The sequence below is a fragment of the Streptomyces sp. NPDC037083 genome, from assembly GCF_055606485.1.
This window is the reverse complement of the sequence record NZ_JBVJSQ010000009.1, coordinates 264086-280445: the sequence shown is the minus strand read 5'-3', so window position 1 is coordinate 280445 and position 16360 is coordinate 264086. Positions and strand designations below refer to the sequence as shown.

General features: G+C 74.2%; 13 protein-coding genes. 7 read left to right on the top strand and 6 right to left on the bottom strand.

Annotated features, from left to right (window positions below):
* Window positions 1-20 precede the first annotated feature (20 nt).
* Together ACZ7DE_RS24820 and ACZ7DE_RS24815 are read right to left on the bottom strand one after the other, a co-directional pair.
* Window positions 21-2126, bottom strand: a complete 2106-nt coding sequence (locus tag ACZ7DE_RS24820; RefSeq protein WP_470764715.1) for an MMPL family transporter — start codon at window positions 2124-2126, stop codon at window positions 21-23.
* Between the two features lie 244 nt (window positions 2127-2370).
* Window positions 2371-2886: a MarR family winged helix-turn-helix transcriptional regulator gene (locus ACZ7DE_RS24815; protein WP_470764713.1), complete on the bottom strand. Its 516-nt coding sequence runs from the start codon at window positions 2884-2886 to the stop codon at window positions 2371-2373.
* 152 nt (window positions 2887-3038) lie between these two features.
* Between ACZ7DE_RS24815 and ACZ7DE_RS24810 the strand changes: the two genes are divergently transcribed.
* On the top strand, window positions 3039-4562 hold the full coding sequence (locus tag ACZ7DE_RS24810) for an SDR family oxidoreductase (RefSeq protein WP_470764711.1): 1524 nt from the start codon (window positions 3039-3041) through the stop codon (window positions 4560-4562).
* A 783-nt stretch (window positions 4563-5345) separates the two neighbouring features.
* A complete protein-coding gene (locus tag ACZ7DE_RS24805; protein WP_470764709.1) occupies window positions 5346-6719 on the top strand; it encodes a cryptochrome/photolyase family protein in 1374 nt (457 codons plus the stop codon).
* Between the two features lie 7 nt (window positions 6720-6726).
* Here ACZ7DE_RS24805 and ACZ7DE_RS24800 read toward each other — a convergent pair whose 3' ends face one another.
* Window positions 6727-7644, bottom strand: coding sequence for a LysR family transcriptional regulator (locus ACZ7DE_RS24800; RefSeq protein ID WP_470764707.1), 918 nt, complete (start codon window positions 7642-7644; stop codon window positions 6727-6729).
* Between the two features lie 156 nt (window positions 7645-7800).
* On the opposite strand from ACZ7DE_RS24800, the gene ACZ7DE_RS24795 reads away from it, so the two are divergent.
* Window positions 7801-8496, top strand: a complete 696-nt coding sequence (locus tag ACZ7DE_RS24795; protein ID WP_470764705.1) for a type 1 glutamine amidotransferase domain-containing protein — start codon at window positions 7801-7803, stop codon at window positions 8494-8496.
* Window positions 8497-8583: 87 nt separating this feature from the next.
* Here ACZ7DE_RS24795 and ACZ7DE_RS24790 read toward each other — a convergent pair whose 3' ends face one another.
* A complete protein-coding gene (locus ACZ7DE_RS24790) occupies window positions 8584-9567 on the bottom strand; it encodes a MerR family transcriptional regulator (RefSeq protein ID WP_470764703.1) in 984 nt (327 codons plus the stop codon).
* A 413-nt stretch (window positions 9568-9980) separates the two neighbouring features.
* Between ACZ7DE_RS24790 and ACZ7DE_RS24785 the strand changes: the two genes are divergently transcribed.
* A complete protein-coding gene (locus ACZ7DE_RS24785) occupies window positions 9981-10427 on the top strand; it encodes an SPW repeat protein (RefSeq protein WP_470764701.1) in 447 nt (148 codons plus the stop codon).
* Between the two features lie 210 nt (window positions 10428-10637).
* Window positions 10638-10901 (top strand): GlsB/YeaQ/YmgE family stress response membrane protein, encoded by a 264-nt coding sequence (locus ACZ7DE_RS24780; RefSeq protein ID WP_470764700.1) that lies wholly within the window; start codon window positions 10638-10640, stop codon window positions 10899-10901.
* Between the two features lie 37 nt (window positions 10902-10938).
* Here ACZ7DE_RS24780 and ACZ7DE_RS24775 read toward each other — a convergent pair whose 3' ends face one another.
* Both ACZ7DE_RS24775 and ACZ7DE_RS24770 read right to left on the bottom strand, forming a co-directional pair.
* Window positions 10939-11715, bottom strand: a complete 777-nt coding sequence (locus tag ACZ7DE_RS24775; RefSeq protein ID WP_470764697.1) for a GNAT family N-acetyltransferase — start codon at window positions 11713-11715, stop codon at window positions 10939-10941.
* A gap of 377 nt (window positions 11716-12092) precedes the next feature.
* Window positions 12093-12767 carry a chaplin gene (locus tag ACZ7DE_RS24770; RefSeq protein ID WP_470764695.1) on the bottom strand — a complete coding sequence of 225 codons (675 nt, stop codon included), beginning with the start codon at window positions 12765-12767 and terminating at the stop codon, window positions 12093-12095.
* 355 nt (window positions 12768-13122) lie between these two features.
* Here ACZ7DE_RS24770 and ACZ7DE_RS24765 point away from each other — a divergent pair, with 355 nt between their 5' ends.
* Window positions 13123-14736 carry an alpha/beta hydrolase gene (locus tag ACZ7DE_RS24765; protein ID WP_470764694.1) on the top strand — a complete coding sequence of 538 codons (1614 nt, stop codon included), beginning with the start codon at window positions 13123-13125 and terminating at the stop codon, window positions 14734-14736.
* Window positions 14737-16218: a glutamate synthase-related protein gene (locus tag ACZ7DE_RS24760; RefSeq protein ID WP_470764692.1), complete on the top strand. Its 1482-nt coding sequence runs from the start codon at window positions 14737-14739 to the stop codon at window positions 16216-16218.
* The last annotated feature ends 142 nt before the right edge of the window (window positions 16219-16360 follow it).

The window sequence follows — 16360 nt, the reverse complement described above, 5'->3', positions numbered from 1 at the left end:
CGGGGCGAACATGTTCACCTTCAGGTCGACGGGTCGTCACCTGCCCCGCCGTGATCGCGGCTGAGCCGTCCCGGCCACCAGGCGCGGGCGCCGATGTCCCGCACCAGCGCGGGCACCAGCAGCGAGCGCACGACGAGTGTGTCGAGCAGGACGCCGAAGGCGACGATGAAGGCGATCTGGGCGAGGAAGGCCAGCGGGATCACCCCGAGCGCGGCGAACGTGGCGGCGAGCACCACGCCGGCCGAGGTGATCACGCCGCCGGTGGTGACCAGCCCCCGCAGGACACCCTCGCGCACCCCGTGCCGCAGGGACTCCTCGCGCACCCGCGACATGAGGAAGATGTTGTAGTCGACGCCCAGGGCGACCAGGAAGACGAAGCCGTACAGCGGTACGGACGGATCGGTGCCGCTGAAGCCGAACACGTGCCGGAACACGACACCGGCGACGCCGAGGGTGGCGAGGAAGTTCAGCGCCACGGTGGCCACCAGCAGGGCGGGCATGAGCAGCGAGCGCAGCAGGACCGTCAGGATGAGGAAGATGATGGCGAGGACGACGGGGACGATGAGGGTGCGGTCGCGTTCGGCGGTGGGCAGGGTGTCGTACCGCTGGGCCGTGTAGCCGCCGACCAGGGCGTCCGCGCCGGGGACGGCGTGCAGGGAGGTGCGCAGGCGCTCCACGGTCCGCAGGGCCGCGTCGCCGTCCGCGGCCGAGTCGACGGTGACGTCGACCCGGACCCGCCCGTCGACCACCAGGGGTTCGTCGCCGGGCCCGCCGGACGCGGCGGCGCCGGCCGCGGAGGCGACGCCCTCGGTGTCCCGTGCCGCGGCGAGGACCTCGTCCAGTCGGTCGGCGTCCGCGACGACCACGGTGGGGTTGCCGGAGCCGCCGGGGAAGTGCCGGCCCAGGGTCTCCTGCGCGGCGACGGAGGGGGCGTCGTTCACGAAGGTCTCGTCCAGCGGCACGCCGTTCGAGGCGAGCGTGGGGGCGAAGGCGGCCCCGGCGAGCAGGATGGCGAGGGTCACCGCCCACACCCGTCGTGGCGCCCGGTCGACGAGGCCCGCGACGCGCCGCCATACGCCGTGGCCCGCGCCGTCCGCGGTCGTCCGGGCGGGCCAGTACGCGGCCCGGCCGAGGAGCACCAGGACGGCGGGCAGGAAGGTCAGCGTGCCGAGCACGGCGCAGCCGATGCCGATGGCGCCGACCGGCCCGAGCGCGCGGTTGTTGGTGAGGTCGCTGAGCAGCAGGGCGAGCAGCCCCAGGGCGACGGTCGCCGCGCTGGCCACGACGGCCCCCCAGGACTTGCGCAGCGCGGCCGTGACGGCGGCGAACCGGTCGGTGCGGGCGGCGAGTTCCTCCCGGTAGCGGGAGGTGAGCAGCAGGGCGTAGTCGGTGGCCGCGCCGATCACGAGGATGGAGAGGATGCCCTGGACCTGCCCGTCGACCCGGACCACGTCGTGGTCGGCGAGCGCGTACACGACCGCGCAGGCCAGTCCGAGGGCGAAGACCGCGCCGAGGATGATCACCAGCGGGAGCAGCACGCTGCGGTACACGAGCAGCAGGATGACGAGGACGGTGGCCAGCGCGACGGCGAGCAGCAGTCCGTCGATGCCGGCGAATGCGTCGGAGAGGTCCGCCTGGGTGGCGGCCGGTCCGGCCAGCACGACGCTCGTGCCGGGGACGCGTTCGGCGGCGGCGCGGATCCGGTCGAGGGCGGCGGAGAGGTCGTCCCCGAGCTCGGGGCGCAGGGGCACCACGCCCTCGATGGCCTGCCCGTCCTCGGCGAGCAGGGCCGGCGACACGTCGCCGGCCACGCTCCGGTCGTCGGCGAGGGAGGCGAGCGCCCGGCCGGCGGCGTCCCGGCGGGCCTCGATCCCGGCCCCGGCCGCGGCCTCGGGGCCCGCGGTCCAGACGACGATCGCCGGGAGCGTCTCGTTCTGCCGGAAGGCGCGTTGCGCGGCCATGACCTCCGTCGACTCGGCGCTGCGCGGCAGGAAGGCGGCCTGGTCATTGGTGGCGACCTCGCCCAGGCGGCCGGCGTAGGGACCGAGGACGCCGCCGACGCCGAGCCAGACGGCGACGAGGAGGACCGGGATCAGCCAGCGGGCGCGTCGGGGGGTGGTGGACATCGTTCTCCAGCTCCGAAGGGGCTCAGGTGGCGGCAGGACAGCTCGACGACAGAGGTATCTCAACAACAAACAATCTCAATGATTGAGTAAGTTGCCGTCGAGTGATCGTAGACGTTGCCTGTCCTTCCGCCCTCGGCCGGTACCCGGATGCGACGGACCGCGGCTTTTCAGGACCGGGGTGCGGTCCGGGTACAGCCCAGGTACGGGTGCGAGTACGGCCCTTGTCCCTGCCCGGCGCGCGGGTTCAGCGCCCGGGAGGAGTGATCCCGGACAGTTCCTCGCCCATCGCCGTGAGGAAGCGCAGCACCACCGACAGCTCGTCCTCGGTGAACCGGGCGCGCGCGGCCCGGGTCGCCTCGGCCAGCGGCCGGAAGTAGGTACGGGCCACGGACCGGGCGTCGGCCGCGTAGTGCAGGTGGACCACCCGGCGGTCGGCGCTCTCCCGGACCCTTCGGATGTGCCCCGCGCGCTCCAGCCGGTCCACGCACGCGGTGACGGCGCCGGAGGTCAGTCCGAGGTGCTCGCGCAGCCGCTTGGGGGTCATCGGCTCGTCGGCGTCCAGGATCGCGGCGAGCGCCTGGACGTCCGTCGCGTGCAGTCCCTGGTCGCCCGCGAACCCGTGCACCAGCCGGTTGATCTCGCCGTTCATCCGCCGCAGCCGCACGGCGAAGGCATGCAGGTCGGTCGGCGCCTCGGAGGTCTCGGACGCCTCGGACCGCAGTCCCGGCACCCGCCCCTCACGGTCGTTCGCTGTGGCCACGGGGCCAGCGTAGTCGTCCTCCGCGATCACTCGTTCGTGCGCACAAGCCCGGGGCGCATCCGCGGACCGCCTCCGCGTGGAAGCGATCTGCGAGGGGACCAGTCGAACCTGTCCGACCTGTCCGACCTGTCCGAGCGGAGGACCGAAAACAGATGACGGAAGACGGCCACGGCGCCGGAGCACTCTGTCTGGTGACCGGCGCCACGGGATACATCGGCGGCCGGCTCGTCCCGGAACTGCTCGCGGCAGGCCACCGGGTGCGCTGTCTGGCCCGCTCCCCCGACCGGCTGCGCGACCACCCGTGGGCCGGTGACGTCGAGACGGTGCGCGGGGACGTCACGGACGCCGAGTCGGTCGCGGCCGCCATGCGGGGCATCGACGTCGCCTACTACCTGGTGCACGCGCTGGGCACCGGCGAGGACTTCGAGGACACGGACCGCCGGGCGGCGCGCATCTTCGGGGGGCGGGCCCGGGCTGCGGGAGTGCGCCGCGTCGTCTACCTCGGCGCCCTCACCCCGGCCGGCGTGCCCGAGCGGGAACTGTCGCCGCATCTGCGCTCGCGCGCTGAGGTGGGGCGGATCCTGCTGGACTCGGGCGTCCCCACCACCGTGCTCCGGGCCGCGGTCGTGATCGGCTCCGGATCCGCCTCCTTCGAGATGCTGCGCTATCTGACCGAGCGGCTGCCGGTGATGGTCACCCCCAGCTGGGTGCACACCCGGATCCAGCCGGTGGCCGTCCGCGACGTGCTGCGCGCCCTCGTGGGGTCCGCCGGGATGCCGGAGGACGTCAACCGGGCCTTCGACATCGGCGGACCGGACGTCCTGACGTACCGCGAGATGATGGTCCGCTACGCCGCCGTCGCCGAACTGCCGAAGCGGCTCATCCTCTCCGTGCCGGTCCTCACCCCCCGGCTGTCCAGCCACTGGGTCGGACTGGTCACACCCGTGCCTGCCTCGATCGCGCGGCCCCTGACCGAGTCCCTGCGGCACGAGGTCGTCTGCCACGAGCACGACATCGCCCGGTACGTTCCGGACCCGCCCGGCCATCCGCTCGGGTTCGACGAGGCGGTCCGGCTGGCCCTGCGCAAGGTGCGCGAGGCCCAGGTCGCCACCCGGTGGTCCTCCGCCTCCGTCCCGGGCGCGCCCAGCGACCCGCTGCCCACCGACCCCGGGTGGGCCGGCGGCAGCCTCTACACCGACGATCGCGAACTGGTCGTCGACGCCCCGCGCGAGTCCCTGTGGCGGGTGATCGAGGGCATCGGCGGCGACAACGGCTGGTACTCGTTCCCGCTCGCCTGGGCCGTCCGCGGTCGGCTCGACCGGCTGGCCGGCGGTGTGGGGCTGCGCCGCGGCCGCCGGGACGCCGCCCGGCTGCGCGTGGGCGACTCGCTGGACTTCTGGCGGGTCGAGGAGATCGAACCGGGACATCTGCTGCGGCTGCGGGCCGAGATGCGGCTGCCGGGACTGGCCTGGCTGGAGATGCGGGCGGAGTCCGGCGCCGACGGCCGTGTCCGCTTCCGGCAGCGCGCGGTGTTCCATCCCCACGGGCTGCTGGGCCACGCCTACTGGTGGAGCGTGGCGCCCTTCCACGCGCTCGTCTTCGGCGGCATGGCCCGCAACATCGCCCAGGCGGCGGTGGCCGACGCGACGGCGAGAACACGGGAGGCCGCCCACTGACCGCCCCGACGCGGACACGAAGACCGACGTGCTCACGAACAGGCCCGGGCGGCGCCCCCGCGGGGCACGCGAGCGCGCGCCGGCCCGTCGACGGGAACCGACTCGACAGGCGGAAGCCCACACGTTCACGGACAGGCCCGAGAGCGGCACCTCCCGGCCGACCCATGGCCCCCAACACCCGAGCGCCGCAACCCAGTTGGCACGGGGCCGCGCGGGCGCCGGCCGACTGGTGGACGGGCCGACCGGTAGCCGGGCCGACCGGTGGACGGGCTCGGCACGCCGAAGCCGACGCGTTGGCGGCCGACGCGCGGGCGCGGCGACCGGAGCCGACCGGTATCCGGCCGACGCCGGAACGCCGGCCCTCCGACCACCCTCCGACCCGCCAACCCGCCGACCCGCCGACCCGCCGACCCGGGAAGCGTCCGCCGACCGCGCCGACCGGCTCGGCGCGCGGGCGCGCGCCGGCCCGTCGACGGGCCGGCTCGAGACGCAGAAGCCGACGCGCTGACCCGACCCGCCCGAGGGGGCCCCGGGCCGGGACGGGGCGAGCGGGCACGAGCCCACCGGCAGACACCGGTGATCCTGCCCGCGTCGGAACGGCGACCCGCAAGCCCGCCGGCAGCCGTGGTCCGCCGTCCCGCGCTGCCCCCGTAGCCGGCCGCCGGAGGCGAGCCGGCCCCCATGACCGGCCGGCGCCGGGACGCGTCCCGCTCTCCTGCATCCGTCGGCCCCCGCTGCCCAGAAGTGGTTCACAGTCCGCCTCCTCTGCCCCGGAGCCCGTCCATGAACGTCTCGCTCGTCCTGTTCACCGCAGACCTGCGTCTGCACGACCACCCGCCGCTGCGCGCCGCGCTCGACGGGGCACGGCAGGTGGTCCCGTTGTTCGTGCGCGACCGGGCCGTGGACGCCGCCGGTTTCGCCGTGCCGAACCGGCTGGCGTTCCTCTCCGACTGTCTGCGCGATCTCGACGCGGGGCTGCGCGAGCGGGGCGGCCGGCTCGTCGTGCGGTCGGGGGACCTGGTCGAGCAGGTGTGCCGGGTGGCCGTCGAGGCGGACGCGGACGAGATCCACCTGGCCGCCGACGTGAGTACGCACGCGCGGCGGCGCGAGCAACGGCTCCGGCGCGCCCTGGAGGCGGAGGGCGTGCGGCTGCACGTGCACGACGAGGTGACGACCGCCGTCGGTCCGGGCACGCTGGCCCCTGCTTCCTCGGACCACTTCGCCGTGTTCACGCCGTACTTCCGGCACTGGTCGCAGTCGCGGCTGCGCGAGCCGCTCGGCGCGCCCCGGACCGTGCGGGTCCCGGACGGCGTCGGCTCGGAGGAGCTGCCGGACCGCAAGGGTCTGGCGGGACTGTCGCCGGGTCTGGCCGCGGGCGGCGAGGACGAGGGCCGTGCCCGGTTCGCCTCCTGGCTGCGTTCGGGCATCGGCGCCTACGAGGACGGGCACGACGACCTGGCCGGCGACGCGACGTCCCGGCTCTCGCCCCATCTGCACTTCGGCACCCTCTCCCCGGTGGAGCTCGTGCACCGGGCGCGCCGGGTGGGCGGCCCGGGGGCCGAGGCGTTCGTACGGCAGCTCGCCTGGCGCGACTTCCACCGTCAGGTGCTGGCCGCCCGGCCCGGCGCGGCGACCGCCGACTACCGCACCAAGCACGACCGCTGGCGCTCGGAGCGCACGGCAGGTGAGGACGTACAGGCGTGGCGGGAGGGGCGTACCGGTTACCCGGTGGTGGACGCGGCGATGCGGCAGCTGCGTCACGAGGGGTGGATGCACAACCGGGGCCGGCTGCTGACCGCGAGCTTCCTCGCCAAGACGCTTTACGTCGACTGGCGCATCGGCGCCCGGCACTTCCTGGACCTGCTGGTCGACGGGGACGTGGCCAACAACCAGCTCAACTGGCAGTGGATGGCCGGCACCGGCACCGACTCACGGCCCAACCGGGTCCTCAACCCGGTCACCCAGGCGAAGCGGTACGACCCCGACGGGGCGTATGTGCGGCGCTGGTTGCCGGAGCTGGCGAACCTGGCGGCGCCCGCGGTGCACGAGCCGTGGAAGCTGCCGGGCCCGGACCGCGCGGCGCTCGACTACCCGGACCCGATCGTCGAGCTCGCCGACGGACTGGCCCGCTTCAAGAGGGCCCGGGAACGCCCCTGAGGGCTGCTCACCACCCCGGCGCCGCGCTCAGCAGCAGCGCGCGCACCCGGTTCACGTCCCGGTTCGCCGCGCCTGGACGCTGGACCAGGTACGACGTGTTGATCGGCGGGTCCGCGGGCTCGTGGAGCGGGACGAGGGCGCCGCAGGCCAGTTCGTCCAGGCAGAGGTAGCGGGGCAGCACGGTGATCCCCGCGCCCGCGACGGTCGCGGCCAGCACACCGCGCAGGTCGGGCACGGTCACCGCCGCGGACCGCGACAGGCGTCGGCCGAAGACGTGCCGCCAGTACCGGCGCGCGATGGGCAGGTCCTCGGCGTACGTGACCATCGGGACACGGTGCAGTGCCGCCGGGCCCTCGGCGGCCAGGGGGTCCCGGAGACGGTCGGCCCACTCCGGCGCGGCGACCAGGACGAACTCCTCGTCCGCCAGCGGGACCGCGTGCAGGGTGCGGCCTCGCGGCCGGGTGGTGGCGATGACCAGGTCGTGCCGTCCTGCGCGCAGTTCCTCGAGCAGCGCGTCGGTCAGGCCGGTGGCCACCCGCAGCCGGACTCCCCCGGCCACCAGCGGCGCCAGGGCGGGGAGTGCACGGGTGCACAGCAGCTCGGCGGGGCCGGCAAGGTGCACCGGGTCGGCGGGGCCGGCCGTCGGATGCGGGCCGGCCACGACGGCCAGCTCGTCAAGGGGCGCGGACACGCGGGCGGCCAGCTCGTCGGCGACGGCGGTCGGCGAGACGCCGCGCGGGAGCCGTTCGAAGAGCTCGCGTCCGGCCTGTCGCTCCAGGGCGCGCATCTGCGTCGTCACGGTCGGCTGGGACAGCCCCAGCAGCTGCGCGGCGCCGGTGAACGAGCCCGAGCGGTACACCGCGAGAAAGGTGCGCAGCAAATTCAGGTCCAGGTGCTCGGCGTGCCGGCCGTCGGTGTGTGCCACCGCACCAGTATTCCCCGCCACCCATAGGATCCCCAATGCCGGGCATTGGATTCCTCATTGGATCCCTATCTCTCGTCCGCCTAGGTTCGCTCAGGCACCCACACGTCGGCGGTCCGCGGATGCGGAGCGTCGGCGCCGACACTTCGGAGAACACTCATGTCCAAGATCCTTTTCGTGATGACCGGCGCCGACCACTGGACGCTCGCCGACGGGACGCTGCACCCCACGGGCTTCTGGGCGGAGGAGGCCGTCACCCCGTACGGGGCGTTCCGCGCGGCCGGCCACGAGGTCGTCGTCGCCACGCCCGGCGGCGTCGTGCCCCCCGTCGACAAGGGCAGCCTGGCCGCGGAGGCCAACGGCGGGCAGGAGGGCGCCGACCGCGTCTCCACCGCTCTGTCCGCCATGACCGAGCTGCAGCGGCCGGTGCGACTGGAGGACGTGGACCTCGACGACTACGCGGCCGTCTTCTACCCGGGCGGACACGGCCCGATGGAGGACCTGGCCGTCGACGCGGTGTCCGGCCGGCTGCTGGTCGAAGCGCTGGCTTCGGGCAGGCCGCTGGGCGTCGTGTGCCACGGCCCCGCCGCGCTGCTCGCCGCGGTGGCCGAGGACGGCTCCAACGCCTTCGCCGGTTACCGGATCGCCGCGTTCACCAACGCGGAGGAGATCCAGGCCGGTCTGGGCGACAAGGCGAAGTGGCTGCTCGAGGACCGGCTGACCGAGGCGGGCGTCGACGTGCAGGTCGCAGAGCCCTGGGCGCCGAACGTGGTGGTGGACCGCAACCTGGTCACGGGCCAGAACCCCGCCTCTTCCGCGCCTCTGGCCACAGAACTCCTGAAGAAGCTGAACTGAGCCGACCGGCCGCCCCCGCCGGTGGGGGCGGAGCAGCAACAGCTCCGCCGGTTCGGATGCCGGCCTCGTGCGGAGCGCCGCTCCTTGTCAGGTGCCGGTGCCCTGTGCCGTGCCGTACGTCCCGGCCAGCAGCGTCAGGGCGTCGCTCAGGCCGGTCGGCCGGGGCAGGCCCGGCGTGGGGCGTCCGGCCCAGCCGGGGCCGCCGAGCACCACGGCCGGGGCGCGCCGGGCTCCGGTGACGCCCCAGCGGGTCTCCGCCACGTGCCGGGCGAGGGGCAGGCTGGCGGTGGAGCGCGTCTGCGCCCACAGGACCACGGCGACGGGCCCCAGTCGCCGCACGGCCGCGGTCAGCGCCTCCACGGGCACCGCCGCCCCGAACATCCGGGTGGGAACGCCGAGTTGCAACAGGCCCGCGTTGAGCGCCTCCAGCGGCAGGCTGTGCTGGTCGTCCGGCACGCAGGCCAGCAGCACCGGCCCCGGCCCGCCCGCCGCCTCTCCCGTCATGACCGCCTGGGGCGCACGGCGCAGGGCGGTGGACACATGCCAGGACAGCAGGTGCTCCACCTCGACGTACCGGTCGCCGGAAGAGGCCCACTTGCGGCCCACGGCGTGCAGAGTCGGCACCATCACCTCCTGCCAGGCGACGGCGAGTCCATGCCGGTCCACGGCCGCGGCCAGCTGTTCCGCGACGGCCGGCGCGTCGAGGCGCACTGCGGCGCGGGCCAGGCCCCGGCACTCCTGACGGACGTCGCCGCCGAGCGGGAGGGCGCCGGCCGCACGCGTCCGTGCGGGGGCCGTCCCCGCCGGTTCCGCCGCGGGGCGCAGCATCCCCTCCTTCGCCGCGCGGGCCGCGTCCGCCGGCGGCACACCGGACGAGGTGAGCCGGCACATCGCCTCCAGCACGGCCACGTCGCCCGGCCGCCAGCGCCGGTGCCGGCCGTCCGCCCGCACGGCGGGCCCGATGCCGTACCGCCGGTCCCAGGTCCGCAGCGTGGTGGGCGCGACGCCGAGCCGCCGGGCCAGCGCCCCGGTGGTCAGGCCGGCGTCGTCGGGGCTGGGGAAGTCGCTCATGGGGCCGACGATACGACGCAGAACCGACGCATGCTGGGGCGTCCGTGACACGGCTCGCGGGATGAGGTCACCGGGGCGCCCGGAGGCAGTCCCGGAAACGGCCCAAGCGCAGGTCGCGCGACGGGAGGAGCCGTCGTCCAGCCCCTCGCCCCCGACATTTCGATGCACAAACGCTGCACCGCGCTCCCGTCGCCACCCTCACCCCACGCCCCGCCGCCCCGGTCCGGGCGTTTCCGGCCCGTCCACGCTCCTCCGGGGGTGAATCCGGATCAACGGATCAGGCCTTTCACCCCGTACCACGCAGGGGCCCAATCTCTACACATAAAGACCAAATAAGCGCAGAATAAACATGCGCGGCAGTTACCGCACACCGCACCGAAGCGGTCGGCCCTGAGAGTCAAAGGAGACGGATCATGGCCAACATCTCGCCCACCAGTGGCGACATGTCGACACACCCCGACGTATCCGAGATGCAGGCGCGGTACGACCGCATGCTCGGTGGTCGTGATGTGGCGCTCGTGGACGGACCGGTGTTCCTGCTCGGTCTGTACTGCGCCGTGTCCCCGTGGATACTCCACTACACCGCCAGCCAGCCCGCGCTCGTCACCCACAACCTGATCGTCGGCATCGCGATCGCCCTGCTGGGCCTCGGATTCACCGCCGCTCCGGCACGCATGTACGGCCTGAGCTGGGCCATGTGCGCGGCGGGCATCTGGATGATCATCGCTCCGTGGGTCGTCGGCGACAGCCCGGACGCCGGCGTCGCGGTCAACAACATCATCATCGGCGCCCTGGCCCTGATTCTCGGGCTGATGTGCACCGCCACGGCGATGAGGAGCAACCGCACCCCGAACCCGTAGACGACCGCCTCACACCCTGGACCACGGCCGGGTCGGCCCGCGGACGCGGACCGGCCCCGCCGTCACGCGACGCCGTCGCGGAGCCCGTGGGGTACCTGGCGTGACCGCCCGGTGAACTTCGAACGTGCCGCCAAGCGGAACGGACTGCCCCACCGCCCGACCGGGCACACACATGCCAACGGACTTTCACGAAGAAGCGGAGGGGCGGAGATGGAGATCGACGGCATCATCAGTGCCATCTTCATCGGCATCGTCATCGGTGTGCTGGGGCGGCTCGTCGTCCCGGGCCGCCAGCGCATCGGCGTGCTGTGGACGATCGCCGTCGGCATCGTGGCGGCGCTGATCGGCTCGCTGCTCGCCGCGGGACTCGGCGTGGACGACACCAAGGGCGTCGACTGGATCGAGTGGCTCATCCAGATCGGGCTGGCCGCGGTGGGCGTCACGGCCCTGGACCGGGCGAAAGCGCGGCGCTGACGCGATCCCGGGCGCGCGGCGCGCCTCGGGCGCTGCGCTAGCGCGCGTAGACGTACGGAGTCGTCGTGGTCAGCGCGGCGAAGCCGAGGCGTTCGAGGATGGGGCGGCTCTGGTCGGAGGCGTCGACCTGGAGGTACCGGTAGCCGCGCTCGGCGGCGATGCGGGCACGATGGGCGATCAGGGCACGGTAGACGCCCCGGCCGCGCCAGCCTTCGACGGTGCCGCCGCCCCACAGCCCGGCGAACCTGGTGCCCGGGACGAGTTCCATCCGTGCCGAGCTGACCGGCACGCTCCCGGCCAGCGCGACGAGGGCGACGAGCGAGTCCGGGTCCCCGGCGAGGCGGGCGAGGAGGAGGTCCCGCAGCCACGAGGCGTCCCGGCCGAATGCCTTCTCGTTCGCCTCGACCATGAGCTCGACGCCGGCCCGGTCGGTGACGGCAACGATGCGGACGCCCTCGGGCGGCACGACGTCGACGAGCTGGTCGCCGGTCTCGGCGATCATCAGGGTCTCCTCCGGCTCGGGCGTGAATCCCGCCGCCGTGAGCCGCTGTCCGAGGTCGGCCGGACGGTCGTGCCCGTACAGCTTCCACTCGAACTCGTGGCCGAGGCCGGTGAAGTGGGCGATCTGCTCCGCGATGGCCGCGTCGGCGTGGGCCGGGTCCAGGTCGGACCACAGGACGCCGCTCCAGCCGCCGTCTCCGCCGACGTGACGGACCACGCCCCCGACTCTCTCGACCCGGGCGTCGGAGCTCTCGGGGCGTGCGCCTTCGCGCATGTCCCGGTCGTACAGGGCGAGTACCGCGGCATGATCCATGCGCCCACTCCAGCACCCGGCCGCGCCCCCCACAACGCAATTACCGCGTCGGCACGCCGTTCCGGCAATCCGGAACCTACCCCGGAGCGAGGCGAAGACCGGAGGGGGCGCGAGGACCGGCGCGCGGCGCGAAGACCGGAGCAAGGCGCGCAGGGAGCCGTCCGGCATGGTCGAGGCCCGCCGAACTGCCTTGTGCTCGGGGGCCGATGGGTGCCCTGATGGCGCACGCATCCACTCCGCATGCTGAGCGCGGAGGGACCGGTTGCCGAACTGGTCGACGAGGTGTGCGCGTCGCACCGGCGACTCCACGCGGGCCGAGCGCGGCCGCAGGCCCCATGTCCGTCGGGGCCTGCGACTCGTGCGGCCGTCGGCGCCGCTCAGCGCTCCGTGCGCGGGCGGAACCTGCGGTACAGAAGTGCGCCGCCGAGCATCATGGCCGTGCTGCCGGCGACGGCGGGCAGTGCGGCCTCGGCCCCCGTGCTGGCGAGCGAGGGGACGGCCGCGGGCGCCTTGGCCCGGGGAGTGAGGGCGGGGGCCGCGGGCACGGCCTTCGGGCCCGGACGCTGGTGCTCCGGAGGCGGGTTCTGCCGGGCCGGCGTCAGCGGCTCGGGCTCGGAAGGCTCCGCGGGCACCTCGCCGGAGGCGTTGACGGATTCGTTGCCGAAGGCCGGGTCGCCGATCCCGACGATGTTCCCGCTGTTGCCGCTGACGTTCGCCGGGAGGTCGACCGGCAGTTCGATGCCGTTGCCGGAGACGGCTCCCGGGGAGTCCTTCGCGCCGCCCTGCGCGGTGGCGCCGCCGCCGGACGGGGCGTGGTGCTCGCCGTGCGCGGCGGCCGTGCCCGCGTTGACGCAGGTGTTGCCGACGGCGGGGTTCAGCACACCCACCACGTTCACCGTGTTCCCGCACAGGTTCACCGGGAGGTTCACCGGCAGCTGGATGCCGTTGCCGGAGATCAGCCCGGGCGAGCCGACCGCGGAGCCGTCCGCGGCGGAGTCGGCGTTTGCGGGCAGTGCCACGGCCATCGCGCCGGAGACTGCGGCGACGGCCATCACACCGGTTCGGGTAACCCGTCTCATGGGTCCCTGCCTTCCAGACATGAGTCGCGGGCACTCGCCCGCACCCGGTAGAACGTCCTCGAACCGTCCGGGTTATGCCTTGACGCCCATTCACCCCATCGGCCGTCACCCACCTCGAGACCCCTCCGGGGGGGCACTCGCCTCGTACGGCGTCGAACCCGCCGAGGGGGAGCCCCGAGCGCGCCCCACCCGTCGCACTGCCCGCACAAGTCACTCCCGCAACAGGGCGTCGGGGCTGCCCAGCCGCCCGGAGGCGGGTGACCGGAAGGCCGCTTATCGTGATCGAGGACGCCGTCCCGGACCGCTGCTGGCGTCCTTGGAGGCACTGATGCTGGCCAAGCTGTCGAGGCGGCCCACGCTGCGACGCTGCGCGCTCGCCGCCACCGCCGCACTGACCCTGATCGGCGCGGGCCTGCCGTCGGCCACTGCGAACCGGAACGCGGACGCGGACGACTCCCCCGACCTGGCCCGTTTCCACGGCCAGAAGGTCGCCTGGTCGGCGTGCACGGGCGACGGCATGCCCGACGACCTGCAGTGCGCCAAGCTGACCGTCCCGCTCGACTACGCCCACCCCGACAAGGGCACGCTCGACCTCGCGCTCGCCCGCTACCGGGCGACCGGCGACAAGCGCGGCTCGGTGGTGCTCAACTTCGGCGGTCCCGGTGGCGCCGGGGTCCCTGAACTCGCTTATGGCGGGAAGGAGTTCATGGACCTCACCGACGGCTACGACGTCGTCACCTTCGATCCCCGGGGGGTCGGCCGCTCCTCGCCCGTCAGCTGCGGCGACGGGGAGGAGAGCGGGCTGGCCGCTCTGGACGACGCCGCGGCCCGCTCCGATCCCCGGACCCTCCTCGCCCGGCTGAAGCAGGCCGCCGCCGACTGCGCCGAGCACTCCGGACCGGTCCTGCCGCACATCGGCACGGTCGACTCGGCACGGGACTTGGACGTGATGCGCCGCGCGCTCGGCGACAAGAAGCTCAACTACCTCGGCTTCTCGTACGGCAGCCGGCTCGGCGCGGTCTACGCCGCCCAGTTCCCCGACAAGGTGGGCCGGCTGGTCCTCGACGGCGTCGACACGCTGACCGAACCGCTCACCGAGCAGGGCATCGCGGGCGCGCGCGGGCAGCAGGTCGCGCTGGACGACTTCGTCGGCTGGTGCGTGAAGGACATCGCCTGCCCGTTCGGGCAGGATCCGCGCGTGGCCCGCGAGGAGGTCGTGCGGCTGGTCCGCTCGCTCGACGAGGACCCGTTGCCGACGGACTTCGGCCAGGACTTCACCGGCCAGGACCTGGTCGGAGCCCTCGGCCAGGGCCTGTACAGCAGGGAGTTGTGGCCCCTGCTGGAGCGGGCGCTGGCCCAGCTGATCGAGAACGGCGACCCCAGTGGCGTCCTGGGCTTCGCCGCCGGCGGCTTCGCCCTCCCGCTCCCCTTCCCGCTGCGCAGCGGCGGCGACCCCTCCCCCGGCGCGCTCGTCGACGCCGAGGACGTACCCCTCGACAACCTGCCCGCCGCGCTGATGGCGATCAACTGCGCGGACGACCCCGACCGCCCCACCGCCGCCCAGGTCACCGCGGCCGTCGAACGGCTGCGGGCCGCCTACGAGAAGGCGTCGCCGGTGTTCGGCCGCTACCGGCTCACCGAGGTCCTGATGTGCTACGGCCGCCCCAAGGGCACCGAGTTCATCCGTGACGAGGTGAAGGACCTGCACACGCCCAAGATGCTGCTGGTCGGCACGCGGGGCGACCCGGCGACGCCGTACCGCTGGACCGAGGAGACGGCGAAGCGGCTCGGGTCCTCGGCCGTGGTGCTCGACAACAAGGGCGAGGGCCACACGGGGTACGGATCGTCCAAGTGCGTGCACCGCAAGGTCGACGACTTCCTGCTGTACGGCTCCCTCCCGCCCAGCGGCAGCTCGTGCGGGCCCGACGAGGACTCCGACTGAGTGGGCCGGTTCCTGCCGCTGCTGCTCGTGGCCCTCACCGCGGCCGGGTCGACGATCGCCGCGTTCCTGCTGTCCGCCCGGTGGTGGCTCGTGGCCGGTCCGGCGCTGGCGGTGACCTGCCTGGGCTGCCGGGACCTGCTGCAGCGACGGCACTCCGTGGCGCGCAACCACCCGCTGGCCGGGCGTCTGAGGCACCCGGTGAAGACGCCGCTGCCCACGGACGGCGCGGTGCGGGGGCGGTTGGACGACGGCTGGGAGGAGCACGAGTTCCTGGTGCCGTCGCTGCGGCCGGTCGAGGCGGCCGAGGAGGCGCCGGTGGTGCGGGTGGGCGGCCCCGACTGCTCCCAGCCCTACGACATGGCGCTGCTGAACGTGTCCGCGATGAGCTTCGGCGCGCTGTCGTCGCATGCGGTCCTCGCCCTCAACAGGGGTGCCGCGCTGGGCCGTTTCGCGCACGACACCGGCGAGGGCGGTCTGTCGGAGCACCATCTGCGGGGCGGCGGCGACCTCGTCTGGGAGATCGGGACGGGGTACTTCGGCTGCCGTACCGACGACGGCGGCTTCGACGTGCGGGAGTTCGCGGACAAGGCGGCCCTGCCCGAGGTGAAGTGCGTGTCGCTGAAGCTGTCGCAGGGAGCGGCGCCCGGAACGGGCGGGGTGCTGCCGGCGGTGAAGGTGAGCGCCGAGATCGCGCGGGAGCGGAAGGTCCCGGTGGGCGAGACGGTGGTGTCGCCGCCCTCCCACCGGATGTTCACGACGCCACGGGAACTGGTGCTGTTCCTGGCGCGGCTGCGGGAGGCCGCGGGCGGCAAGCCGATCGGGTTCAAGCTGTGCGTGGGGTCGCGGCGCGAGTTCCTCGCGGTGTGCCGGGCGATGCTGGCGGAGGGGCTGGCCCCCGACTTCGTGGTCGTGGACGGCTCGGAGGGCGGCACGGGCGCCCCGCCGGGGTTCGCGGGGCGGCTGGGCATGCCACTCACCCAGGCACTGGTCACCGTGCACAACGCGCTGGTCGGGGTCGGGCTGCGGGACCGGGTCCGGATCGGCGCGAGCGGCCGGGTGGCCACCGGCGCGGACGTCGTCAGGCGTCTGGTCCAGGGCGCCGACTACACGAACGCGGCCCGCGCGATGATGCTCGCCGTCGGCTGCGTACGGGCGGGGCGCTGCCACACCGGCGCGTGCCCGGCCGGCGTGGCGACGCAGGACCCGCTGCGGGTGCGCGGTCTCCACGTGGCCGACAAGGCCCGGCGGGTCGAGCGCTACCAGCGCGAGACGGTCCGCGACGCCGTCCGGATCATGGCGGCGATGGGCGTCCGCGAGCCGGGCGGGCTCACCCCCGCCCACCTGGTCCGTCGGGTCGGCCCGGGCGCGGAGCGCTCGTACGCGGAGCTGTACGAGTGGCTGGCGCCGGAGGAACTGCTCGCCGGGCCGCCGCGGTCGTGGGAGACGGACTGGAAGGCGGCGGACCCGGACAGCTTCGGCTGACGGCCGCCCACCGCCCCTCGGCCGCCCCGGACCTTCCACCGGCACGGCTCTTCCACCGGCCGGCCGTCCGCCGTCGACGGCACGTCGACAGCGACATGTCACCGCGGCACGTCGACGACGGCACGTCACCGCGCCACGTCGG